Source organism: Thauera sp. DNT-1, from assembly GCF_055393985.1.
The window spans coordinates 4,475,639-4,487,595 of record NZ_AP043752.1; the positions used below are offsets into that span (position 1 = coordinate 4,475,639).

Sequence of the window (11,957 nt, forward strand, 5' to 3'; positions counted from 1 at the left end):
TCAGGCGTGGTGGCGGAGGGCGTCGACGATGTTCATGCGCGACGCCTTCCAGGCCGGAAGGATGCTCGCGACAACCGTGGCGAGGAAGGCGAGCAGGAAGCCTTGCAGTGCGAGCGCGGCGGAAATGTCGATCCGCCCGGTGTAGCCGCGCGACATGCCTGGCGGCGGCGGCATCGGTATGCCGACGAACGAGATGAGCTCTCCGAGTGCGAGCGCGATTCCGACGCCGAGGACGCCGGCGACCACGCCGAGCACCACGCCTTCCCAGACGAACAGGCCGAGGATGCCGAGCCGGCGTACGCCGAGCGCCATGGACGTCCCGATCTCCGTGGTGCGTTCGATCACGGCCATCGAGAGCGTGTTGGAGATGCTGAGCACGACGATGACCGCGATCAGCAGCAGGACCGCGTTCACCTGGGTTCCGAAGAGTTCGACCGTCTTGTTGTAGAAGTCCGCCAGCTCGATCCACGGGACGATCTCGTACCGATCGGCCGGCAGGGCCGCCCGGAACGCGGCGATGGCCGCATCCGTGTGCGCGGTGTCGTCGAGCAGTACCACCCAGCTGGTCGCACCGTCGACCCGCATCAGGCGACGGGCAGCCTCGATCGGGACGCGGATCGCGGTGTCGTCGTAGGCCTTCACCGGGGTCGCGAAGATGCCGGCCACCTTCAGTTCCACCGCGTTGACTCCACCGGATGCGGTCGTCGCCATGAGGACCACGGAGTCTCCAGGGTGTGCGCCGAGGTTCGCGGCCAGGCCCTCGCCGAGCACGGCCGCATCCGCTCCGGCGCTGGCGAGGTCGCTGCCCGCCAGCGTGGTGATGCCGCCGCTCAGCGGGATCTCGGCCTGCGCGTCCACGCCTTCGCCGATGAAGGAGATGGTCGCGTCATTGATGCTGACCAGGCCGGTGAACGCCAGGCGGGGAGCGACGGTGCGGATGTCGAAGGTTGGCCCGCCGCGGATGACCGAGAGGTCGCCGTCGAGCAGGAAGCGATAGGGATCGCTGGCGCCGTCGCGGAAATAGCCGGGACGGGTGATCTGCACATGCCCCAGCTGGGACTGGATGACCCCTTCCCTCATCCCCCACAGCACCCAGTTGATGAACCCCCCGGCGAGCAGAAACGAGACCACGCCGCCACAGATGATGGCGAGCGCCAGCAAGGTCCGCCGTCGATGTCGCGTCAGGTTGAGCGCTGCGATGCGGGCCTGCTGAATGGAATTGCGGACGAAGGCGCTCCACATTGCGGTGTGTGCTCGAGGTGGGATTGTTATCATAGCTTTCAAGCTAAGACCGAGGAAGGAGGCCTGTCGATGGGCGGTGACCATTTTGCATACGATGCGGCGTTCTCGCGCAACATCGGCTGGGTCACGGAGGCGGAGCAGGCCACGCTTCGGCGCAAGCGCATCGCCATCGCCGGCATGGGTGGCGTCGGCGGCGGTCATCTGCTTACCTTGGCGCGGCTCGGGATCGGGGCGTTCAACATCGCCGACTTCGATACGTTCGACATCGTCAACTTCAACCGCCAGGCCGGGGCGCTCGTTTCCTCGCTTGGCAGGCCCAAGGTCGAGGTCCTCGCCGGCATGGCGCGCGACATCAATCCCGAATGCGCGCTGCGCGTGTTTCCGCAGGGCGTGTCCGACGCCAATCTGGACGAATTCCTGGCGGGGGTCGACCTGTACGTCGATGCGCTCGATTTCTTCGCATTCGACATCCGTCGGGCCGTGTTCGCGGCCTGCCGCCGCCTCGGCATCCCCGCTGTCACTGCGGCCCCCCTGGGGATCGGTGCAGCGGTACTGATCTTCCTGCCCGACGGAATGTCGTTCGAGGAGTACTTCCGCCTCGAGGGCTGCGACGAGGAAGAGATGGCGATGCGCTTCCTGCTGGGGCTGTCGCCGGCGATGCTGCAGCTCGGCTACCTTGCCGATCCCGACAGGGTGAATCTGGCCGAGCGCCGCGGCCCCTCCACGATCGCAGCATGCCAGATATGTGCCGGGGTGATCGCGACCGAGGCCTTGAAGATCCTGCTCGGGCGCGGGGGGGTGCGGGCGGCCCCGTGGGGGTATCAGTTCGATGCCTACAAGCTGCGACTCGCGCGGACCTGGCGCCCGGGCGGCAATCGCAATCCCCTCCAGCGCATCGCCTTGTGGTTCGTTCGACGGCAACTGGAAAAAATGAAGGCGAAGGGAGGTGCTCATGTCCGACCGTGACACTCTGGTCCGCATCCTCGAGCTGGGACGCTGGGCACCGAGCGGGGACAACACCCAGCCATGGCGTTTCGAGATCGTGGAGGACGGTCTCGTCCTGGTCCACGGTTTCGACACGCGCGACGAGGTCGTCTACGACTTCGCCGGCCGCGCCAGCCACATCGCGCACGGCGCGCTGCTCGAAACCCTGCGCATCGCCGCCAGCGGCCATGGCTGCGTGGCCACCTGGGCATTGCGCTCCGGCGGCGACGATCGCCGCCCGGTGTATGAGGTGCGCGTACGGCGTGCGCAAGGGGTGCCGGTCGATCCGCTCTTCCCGTTCATCGAACAGCGCGTCGTGCAGCGACGCCCGATGCGCACCACTCCGCTGACGGCCGACCAGCGCAAGGCATTGAGCGCCTCGGTGGGCGACGCCTACGAGCTTCGCCTGTTCGAGACCTTCTCCGCGCGCGCCGCGGTGGCGCGGCTGCTGTGGGACAACGCGCGCATCCGGCTCACCTGCCCCGAGGCCTTCGAGGTTCATCGGCACGTGATCGAATGGGGCGCCCGCTTCAGCGAGGACAGGATCCCGGAGCAGGCCGTCGGGGTCGATCCGCTCACCGCCCGGCTCATGCGCTGGGTGATGCGCAGCTGGGAGCGGGTCGACTTCTTCAACAAGTACCTGATGGGCACCCTGGCGCCACGCCTCCAGCTCGACCTCCTGCCGGCCCTGGGTTGTGCGGCGCACCTGTGCGTGCTCGCGCGGCAGCGCCCGGCGGGCATGCTCGATTACGTCGGGGCGGGGATCGCCATGCAGCGCCTGTGGTTGACCGCGCACGCGGTCGGCTTGCACCTGCAGCCCGAGATGACGCCGGTCATCTTCAACTGGTATGCGGGCGCGGGTTGCAGCCTCTCGCGCCGGCCGGGCATCGACGATCGGGTGCGGCTGCTGGCAGGTCGCCTGGGTTCGCTGCTCGGTGCGGATGCGGCAGGCGGGCTGGTCGTGATGGGCAGGGTCGGGGTGTCGTCTCCGCCCGCGTCGCGCTCGACGCGCAAGGCGCTCGCCGCGCTGATGCTGGAGCGGGATGGCGCGGGTCCGCGCTAGGCGCCATGGAGTGAAACGATGCGACAGATTTCGTTGCCACAGGTCGGCGTCTTCATGGCGCTCTTCATCCTGGTCCTCCTGCTTGCGGCGGCAACCTCGTATTGGGGGCTGGGTTCCTTGCCGCTGGGGGATTTCCGTGGCGTAGTCCTGCTGCTTGGGGGCGTCGTCGCGATGTATGTGTGGGCCTTTGTCGCGTACCGGCTTTTCCTGAAGGCGATGCCGCTCGCCGAGGGCGAACTGGAGCCGGGGTCGCGGGCGGAATTCGCCGCCCAGGTGAACATTCTCTTCTATCTCCTGCTGTTCAACTCCCTGATCCGCACGCACTTCCTGCCGGTGCCGCTGATGCGGTTGGTGTACCTCGCGCTGGGGGCGCGTCTCGGCCCCAACACCTATAGCGCGGGCACGCTGCTCGACCCGCCGCTGACCGAGTTCGGCGCGAACTGCATCATCGGCCACGATGCCGTGCTGTATGCGCACGCGATCGAGGGAAGCCGCTTCGCGCTGGCCAGGATCCGCATCGGCGACGGGGTGACGATCGGGGCCATGGCGGTGGTCATGTCGGGGGTCGCCATCGGCGACGGCGCCATCGTGTCGGCAGGTGCGGTCGTGCTCAAGGATACGAAGATCGGCGCGGGCGAGGTCTGGGGCGGCGTTCCCGCCAGGCGCTTGCGCTGACCGGGTGTCGGAATTTTTTACACTCGCCTTCCGAGTAGGCCTCCCTTCTGCCGGGGATTAAATTCAAAGTGTTGAAAATAAAAGATAAAAAAAAGCTGGCCCGCGTTTTGCTTTAGAAGAGTCACAGGGCTTGCCTCGATAGCTGCCCTGCCGCCCAGCTAGGGTGCTCGGCAAGGCAAAAGCAAAGCGAAAACCGAAAGGAGAAAGACATGAAACTGATCAAAACGACCCTGGCTACCGGTATTGCGGCCGCGCTTGCCCTGGGTGTGGCCGGACAGGCGAACGCCAGTGTGTACGCCAGTTCCAGCCTGAAAATCCAGGAGTTCTCGGTGAGCATCACCGGTCTGGCGGCGAACCCGATCCAGTCGTACGAATTCCAGGTCACCAACACGGCGACCCTGAACGGTGCGAGTTCGCCCACCCAGTCCAACAACTGCTCGGGAAGCACTCCGGGTACGGGTTGCAACACCACCCCGTCGCTCGATGCGACCGCTGCGAACGCGCCGGGCAGCACCATCATCCGCGCCAACAACGACTTCTCCTTCTTCGGGCCGGGTACGGAGACGTATTCGAACTCCGACTCCGTGATCTACACCTCGGAGCTTGGCAACGGAGTGGCGAGTTCCACCGCGCAGATCGCCGAGTCCGAGCTCCAGGGCAACGGCGCCGCGCGTTCCAGTGCCGAAATCACCTCGAACACCGGTTTCGTCTTCACGTTCCTCGTGTCGGGCACCGGCAAGCTCGTGCTTTCGTTCGAGGCCGACCCGAGCCTGTATGCCGAGATCAACCAGCTCGCCTTTACCAGCGGTTCGGCGCAGGCGAACATGAACGCGTCCTTCAGCCTGACGAAGAACGACGGCACCAGCGAGGTGAACTGGACCCCGAACGGTACGGCCGCGAACAACGACTGCGAGGTGAGCGGTTCCGTCGCCAGCGTGACTTGCGCCGAGGATAACGACAACGTCGACCTGAACCGTAACATCTCCGTCAGCGCGAACCCGGCCACGGTGCAGTACAGCCGCGCCGCGGGCTGGAGCTTGATGGGCATCACCGTGGATGGCCTGACCGACGGTGCCTGGACCCTTGCGTTCAACGGCAACACCTCGACCTCCACGCGCACCGTGCCCGAGCCCAGCGTGCTTGCCCTGCTGGGCATCGCGATCGCCGGCATGGGTGCCGTGAGCCGCCGCCGCAAGCTCGTCTGATCCGGAGGCACTCGCAACAGAAAAGGCGCGGTCTGGACCGCGCCTTTTTTATTGGTGCGCCCGGCAGGGCGCACTCACTTGGAGGTGAAAGTCCTCTACTCGCCCGGCAAGGGGAAGAGTTAGCTGAACGGCAAGGGTGTCGCGGGTAACTGCGAATCTGGAGGAAGCCGAAGGCAAAGCGCTGGCCTGACGAACAGGAAGCGGATAGGAGGCGCTGCAGCGGGGTGAGGCGGCCAATATTGTCAAAGCCCGAAACTTGCACGGAACGCTGTGACGTATATCCGACAGGTATAAGCGTGAAGGTGGGTGCGTCATACCCGGGGAGATCCTCACGGGTGCCGTTGTGCTACTGACGTCGTGAGGCGTTGGGATGCGCGTGAGGAAGTCAGCAGAGGCCATAGTAGCCGCCGGGATGGGGCGAAGGGCTGAACATGGAAGAACGCGAGTAGGCGAACGTTTCTCGATGAAGCCGAGGAAGACAGAAGCCCATCGGCCAGATGGGGCGCAGGCAGCGGATTCCGGACGGTATCCGGAGGGGGCTGGGCTGCGTGTCGAGGTGGAGTCGGCGGACGTTGAGCGGACGAAAGCGGAGTTGGAGCGGGCAAGCGGGCTGATGGAAGCCGTGTGTGAGCGCGGCAACCTGTGGCTTGCGTACGAGCGGGTGATCCGCAACAAGGGTGCAGCCGGTGTCGATGGCATCGGGGTATCCGAGTTCAAGGCTCATCTGCAGCAACACTGGCCGACGATCAAGGCCAAGCTGCTGGCGGGGACGTACATCCCGCAAGCGGTGCGCCGGGTGGATATTCCGAAGCCCCAAGGCGGGATGAGGACGCTCGGCATACCGACGCTGACGGATCGACTGATCCAGCAAGCGTTGCATCAGGTGCTCTCACCGATCTTCGAGGTGGCGTTCTCCGAGTCGAGCTACGGCTTCCGACCGGGGCGATCTGCCCATCAGGCGGTCAAGGCGGCGCAGCGGTATGTGGCTCAAGGTCGTCGCGTCGTGGTGGATATGGATCTGGAGAAGTTCTTCGACCGGGTCAATCACGACATTCTGATGGCGAAGTTGGCGAAGAAGATCGGGGACGGGCGGGTACTGAAGCTGATCCGACGGTATCTGGAAGCGGGGATGATGGCAGAGGGCGTCGTCAGCCCGCGGACGCAGGGTACGCCGCAAGGCGGCCCCTTGAGTCCGCTGCTGTCGAACATTCTGCTGACAGAATTGGATCGGGAGCTGGAGCGCCGGGGCCACGCGTTCTGTCGCTATGCGGACGACTGCAACATCTACGTCAGAAGTCAGGCGGCAGGCGAGCGTGTCCTGGGCGGTATTACCCAGTTTCTGTCCGAGCGGCTCAAGCTCACGGTCAACGAGGCCAAGAGCGCGGTCGCACGACCGTGGGAGCGGAAGTTTCTGGGCTACAGCCTGACTTGGCACAAGGCCCCGAAGCTGCGGATTGCGCCGACTAGCCTGAAACGGCTGGAGGACAAGATTCGCGAGGTGCTCAAAGGTGCGAGGGGGCGTAGTGTGCGGCGCACGATCGAAGAACTGAATCCGGTGCTACGGGGTTGGGCAGCGTACTTCAAGCTGACCGAGACCAAGCGGGCGCTGGAAGAGATCGACGGTTGGCTCCGGCGCAAGCTGCGCTGCATCCTGTGGCGGCAGTGGAAGCGCCCTTATACTCGCGCCAGAAACCTGATGAAGGCGGGGCTGAAGGAGGAGCGGGCGTTTCGCTCCGCGTTCAACCAACGCGGGCCGTGGTGGAACAGTGGCGCTAGCCACATGAACGCGGCCTTCCCGAAAGTCTTCTTTGATCGTTTGGGGCTGGTGTCGCTGCTCGATACGACGCGACGACTCCAGTGTCTTTCATGAACCGCCGTATGCGGAACCGCACGTACGGTGGTGTGAGAGGGCGACGGGGGTGACCCCGTCCCCTACTCGATGTGCGCCCGGCAGGGCGCACTCACTTGGAGGTGAAAGTCCTCTACTCGCCCGGCAAGGGGAAGAGTTAGCTGAACGGCAAGGGTGTCGCGGGTAACTGCGAATCTGGAGGAAGCCGAAGGCAAAGCGCTGGCCTGACGAACAGGAAGCGGATAGGAGGCGCTGCAGCGGGGTGAGGCGGCCAATATTGTCAAAGCCCGAAACTTGCACGGAACGCTGTGACGTATATCCGACAGGTATAAGCGTGAAGGTGGGTGCGTCATACCCGGGGAGATCCTCACGGGTGCCGTTGTGCTACTGACGTCGTGAGGCGTTGGGATGCGCGTGAGGAAGTCAGCAGAGGCCATAGTAGCCGCCGGGATGGGGCGAAGGGCTGAACATGGAAGAACGCGAGTAGGCGAACGTTTCTCGATGAAGCCGAGGAAGACAGAAGCCCATCGGCCAGATGGGGCGCAGGCAGCGGATTCCGGACGGTATCCGGAGGGGGCTGGGCTGCGTGTCGAGGTGGAGTCGGCGGACGTTGAGCGGACGAAAGCGGAGTTGGAGCGGGCAAGCGGGCTGATGGAAGCCGTGTGTGAGCGCGGCAACCTGTGGCTTGCGTACGAGCGGGTGATCCGCAACAAGGGTGCAGCCGGTGTCGATGGCATCGGGGTATCCGAGTTCAAGGCTCATCTGCAGCAACACTGGCCGACGATCAAGGCCAAGCTGCTGGCGGGGACGTACATCCCGCAAGCGGTGCGCCGGGTGGATATTCCGAAGCCCCAAGGCGGGATGAGGACGCTCGGCATACCGACGCTGACGGATCGACTGATCCAGCAAGCGTTGCATCAGGTGCTCTCACCGATCTTCGAGGTGGCGTTCTCCGAGTCGAGCTACGGCTTCCGACCGGGGCGATCTGCCCATCAGGCGGTCAAGGCGGCGCAGCGGTATGTGGCTCAAGGTCGTCGCGTCGTGGTGGATATGGATCTGGAGAAGTTCTTCGACCGGGTCAATCACGACATTCTGATGGCGAAGTTGGCGAAGAAGATCGGGGACGGGCGGGTACTGAAGCTGATCCGACGGTATCTGGAAGCGGGGATGATGGCAGAGGGCGTCGTCAGCCCGCGGACGCAGGGTACGCCGCAAGGCGGCCCCTTGAGTCCGCTGCTGTCGAACATTCTGCTGACAGAATTGGATCGGGAGCTGGAGCGCCGGGGCCACGCGTTCTGTCGCTATGCGGACGACTGCAACATCTACGTCAGAAGTCAGGCGGCAGGCGAGCGTGTCCTGGGCGGTATTACCCAGTTTCTGTCCGAGCGGCTCAAGCTCACGGTCAACGAGGCCAAGAGCGCGGTCGCACGACCGTGGGAGCGGAAGTTTCTGGGCTACAGCCTGACTTGGCACAAGGCCCCGAAGCTGCGGATTGCGCCGACTAGCCTGAAACGGCTGGAGGACAAGATTCGCGAGGTGCTCAAAGGTGCGAGGGGGCGTAGTGTGCGGCGCACGATCGAAGAACTGAATCCGGTGCTACGGGGTTGGGCAGCGTACTTCAAGCTGACCGAGACCAAGCGGGCGCTGGAAGAGATCGACGGTTGGCTCCGGCGCAAGCTGCGCTGCATCCTGTGGCGGCAGTGGAAGCGCCCTTATACTCGCGCCAGAAACCTGATGAAGGCGGGGCTGAAGGAGGAGCGGGCGTTTCGCTCCGCGTTCAACCAACGCGGGCCGTGGTGGAACAGTGGCGCTAGCCACATGAACGCGGCCTTCCCGAAAGTCTTCTTTGATCGTTTGGGGCTGGTGTCGCTGCTCGATACGACGCGACGACTCCAGTGTCTTTCATGAACCGCCGTATGCGGAACCGCACGTACGGTGGTGTGAGAGGGCGACGGGGGTGACCCCGTCCCCTACTCGATGTGTCGTGCGCCCTTGTGCAGCGCGGCCCGATTTCTCCCGGCGAAGAAAAGCCGCATGCCCGCGGGCCGGCGGCTTCGAAGCGCTTGCGGGAGGGGCTCCAGGGTACCCCGGTCGCGCGCATCCCGCGACCGGGTCGATGCAATGCGGCTTACTTGCTCGTCCGTGCGCCCGACTGCTCGAGCAGCTCGCGCGCCTGGCGGGCCTCGGCGGATTTGGGGAACTTCTCCATCACCGTGCGCAAGACCTGATGGGCTTCGGCACGTTGTTCGCGCTCCAGCAGGACGGTGGCGAGGTGCATCTGGATCTCCGGCCGCTCGGGCGCGCGTTGTGACGCCTCGCGGATCAGGTTGTACGCACGCAGGCGGTCGCCGCCCTTGAGCGTCAGCATGGCCAGGGTGTCGAGCACGTCGGGGTCGGTCGGGGCGAGATTCTGCGCGCGCTGGGCGTACTCCATCGCCTTGGCCCGATCCTTGTCGCGATGGAGCCAGGCGATGTTGTTCAGTGCGGGGACGTAGCTCGGATAGGTCTCGAGGATGCGGGCGTAGACGGCGATCGCGTCGGCGTCCCGGGAGAGCGCGAGGTGGCTGCCTGCCAGTTCCATCAGGACGCCCAGGTCTTGCGGGTGCTCCTTCAGCCAGCCCTCCAGCACCGCCAGGCCCGCCTCGGTCTTGGTCTGCAGTAGCAGCGAGCGTGCCAGGAGGATGGTCATCTCGGCGTCCGGACGTTTGCGCAGGGCCGCCGCGAAGCTTTCTTCCGCCTTCGCCGGATTGCCGGTCCCGAGCGCGAACCACCCCTCGATGCCCAGCACCTCGATCTGTTCGCCGAACTCGGGTCGGAGCTTGTCGAGCTTCTGCCGCGCCTTGTCGAGATCTCCCGCGCGCACGAGCATCTTGATCTCTCCCACCCGTGCGGGCAGGTAGAGCCGGTCGAGCTGAACCGCACGCTGCAGTTCCTGGCGCGCCTGCGCCGTCTCGCCGCTCCGCGCCAGCGTGTCGCCGAGCAGGAAACGGGCGGTCGCGGAGTCGGGCTCGACCCTGACCCACTGCTCGAAGCTGGCGCGTGCGGCGGCCACGTTACCCGTCAGCATCTGCGCTTTCCCCCTCGATTCGAGCAGTCCCGGCCGGCTATGGAGCTGCGCCTCGGGGCGGTTCCCCGTGATCTCGATCACGCGGGCGAGATTGCCGGCGTTCAGGTGCGCCGCGGCGAGCCGCTCCGCGGCCACGAGCGCGTCCGGGTTGCTCTTGACCACGCCCTCGAGGACGTCGAGCGCCTTCTTCGCGTCGCCGCCCTGGCCGACGATCGTGGCCAGCATCAGGGCGGCCTCTTCCTGTTCCGGGCGAGCCTTCAGCAGCCCCTCGAGGAGTTCCTTCGCGCGTGCGGTCTTGCCTTCGTTCAGTTCCAGCTGTGCCAGGTTGCGCGCCGCGGAGGGCTCGTTCGGCTGCAATGCAAGTGTCTTGACCAGCGCGGCGCGTGCGAGATCCCACTCTCCGCCGCTCAGGTGACAGGCTGCGACCAGATTGAGCGGGTCGACCTTGTCGGGGTGTTGCTCGTGAATCCGGTTCGCCTGTTCGAGCGCCGCCCGGATCCGCCCCTTGCGGAAGTCGTTCAGGGCTGCGAGGAGCGCGCGAGAGTAGTCGTCCGTCGCGGCGTCGGGACGTGTCGTCTTGATGACATCGAAATCCTGCCCGGCGACCAGCTTCGCGACCATCAGCATCTGCTGGGCATCCGGCGAGTCGGGAGTGAGCGCGGCGATCTTGCGGGCGTACTCCACGCCCTTGTCCTTGTCGCCCTCGAGCATCGACAGCGTTGCCAGCATGCGCAGCGTGGTGGGATCGGACGGGGCATTGTGTAGCGCCGACTCGAGCATTCGGCGCGCCGACGCGTATTCCGAGCGACCGATCTGGATCGATCCGAGCAGCTCGCGGACGCCGCTCGAACGCGGAAGGCGGGCGTGCAGGCTCTTGGCGTGCTCCAGGGCCTGTTCGGTCTGTCCGAGCTGGAAGCGCGTGGTGGCGAGATACATCCGGTTCGCGAGGAAGGCGGGGTCGGCGGCGTAGCAGGCCTCGAAGGCATTGGCCGCCTCTGCGTACTTGGCCTGGTGGAAGAGGATGAGTCCCTGCACATAGCTCACGTACGGGCTCGCCTTGAAGCCGCTCTGGCGGAGCGCGTCGATGTCGGCCTGGGCTTCCGCGAACTTCTTCAGTTCCACTCTCGCGAGCGCGCGCCTTGCCCGGTCGAGGCTCGGGTGGCTGCGGTACTTCAGCGCATTGGTGTAGGCGATCTCCGCCTGCTCAGGCTTGCCCGTGGCGAGTTCGAGTTCGCCTAGCGCCCCCCAGGCCTCCGCAGAGGCGGGATCCACCGCGAGCGCGCGGTCGATCCAGGGGCGGACCTGATCGTAATCGCGCTTGCCAAGGTGCAGGATGGCCATGCCGACGAGCGCGGTGGTCGCCTTGGGGTCGATCTCCAGGGCTCTCGCGAGTACGGGCTGGGCGGGCTCCGGATTGCCGTTCAGGATGAGCGCCTGGCCGCGCAGGCCCAGGAGCAGGGCCCGATCCTTGGGGGCCATGTCGTTGGGGGGGATCGAGGTCTCGGCCAGCGCCCGGTCCATCGCGCCCTGGAGGAGGATCGCCCGCACCAGGCTCAGCTGCGCGGTGGCGCGCGGCAGGCCGTACTGGATCGCCACCCGGATGTCCTTCTCCGCACGGGCGGCGTCGCCCGACTTCAGCGCAATCTGCGCCATGAGCCAGCGGGCCTCGACCATGTTCGGCTTGCTGCTCAGCGCGTTCGTCACTTCGACCGAGGCGGCCTGAAGGTTGCCCTTGTCGAACTCCGCCTGCGCCTTCGCGACGAATTCCTCGGGGGAGGATGGGCCGCAGCCGGCAAGCGCGAGCTGGATGGCCGCAGCGACGGATGCCAGCCTGAGGCGGCGGAGAGTCTTGTGCATGGTCATGGTCCTTGA

The 11,957-nt window shown here is 65.7% G+C and carries 8 protein-coding genes; 6 read left to right on the forward strand and 2 right to left on the reverse strand.

Translation table 11 applies throughout. The annotated features are described in order from the left end of the window. The gene (locus tag ACZ5PP_RS20520) at positions 1–1,326 is read right to left on the reverse strand and encodes an ABC transporter permease (RefSeq protein ID WP_287477742.1); all 1,326 of its coding nucleotides are present in this window, start codon (positions 1,324–1,326) and stop codon (positions 1–3) included. Between ACZ5PP_RS20520 and ACZ5PP_RS20525 the strand changes: the two genes are divergently transcribed. The 6 genes from ACZ5PP_RS20525 to ltrA (ACZ5PP_RS20550) all read left to right on the forward strand — a co-directional run bounded on the left by ACZ5PP_RS20525 (position 1,312) and on the right by ltrA (ACZ5PP_RS20550) (position 8,926). Continuing rightward, on the forward strand, positions 1,312–2,208 hold the full coding sequence (locus ACZ5PP_RS20525; RefSeq protein ID WP_004308972.1) for a ThiF family adenylyltransferase: 897 nt from the start codon (positions 1,312–1,314) through the stop codon (positions 2,206–2,208). The two genes, ACZ5PP_RS20520 and ACZ5PP_RS20525, sit on opposite strands and share 15 nt — an antisense overlap. After that, complete coding sequence (locus tag ACZ5PP_RS20530; RefSeq protein WP_004308973.1) at positions 2,195–3,289, forward strand: nitroreductase family protein; 1,095 nt, start codon at positions 2,195–2,197, stop codon at positions 3,287–3,289. The genes ACZ5PP_RS20525 and ACZ5PP_RS20530 overlap by 14 nt, the downstream gene beginning before the upstream one ends. An 18-nt stretch (positions 3,290–3,307) precedes the next feature. Then, complete coding sequence (locus ACZ5PP_RS20535; RefSeq protein ID WP_004308974.1) at positions 3,308–3,964, forward strand: DapH/DapD/GlmU-related protein; 657 nt, start codon at positions 3,308–3,310, stop codon at positions 3,962–3,964. A 209-nt stretch (positions 3,965–4,173) separates the two neighbouring features. Beyond that, positions 4,174–5,169: a PEP-CTERM sorting domain-containing protein gene (locus tag ACZ5PP_RS20540; protein ID WP_273423514.1), complete on the forward strand. Its 996-nt coding sequence runs from the start codon at positions 4,174–4,176 to the stop codon at positions 5,167–5,169. A gap of 613 nt (positions 5,170–5,782) precedes the next feature. Continuing rightward, entirely contained in the window at positions 5,783–7,039 is a 1,257-nt protein-coding gene (ltrA, locus tag ACZ5PP_RS20545) for a group II intron reverse transcriptase/maturase (RefSeq protein ID WP_464826108.1), read from the forward strand. 630 nt (positions 7,040–7,669) lie between these two features. Beyond that, complete coding sequence (ltrA, locus tag ACZ5PP_RS20550; protein ID WP_464826108.1) at positions 7,670–8,926, forward strand: group II intron reverse transcriptase/maturase; 1,257 nt, start codon at positions 7,670–7,672, stop codon at positions 8,924–8,926. Positions 8,927–9,146: 220 nt separating this feature from the next. Here the strand turns inward: ltrA (ACZ5PP_RS20550) and prsT are convergent, their stop codons facing one another. Continuing rightward, positions 9,147–11,942 (reverse strand): XrtA/PEP-CTERM system TPR-repeat protein PrsT, encoded by a 2,796-nt coding sequence (prsT, locus tag ACZ5PP_RS20555; RefSeq protein WP_273423515.1) that lies wholly within the window; start codon positions 11,940–11,942, stop codon positions 9,147–9,149. Positions 11,943–11,957 lie beyond the last annotated feature (15 nt).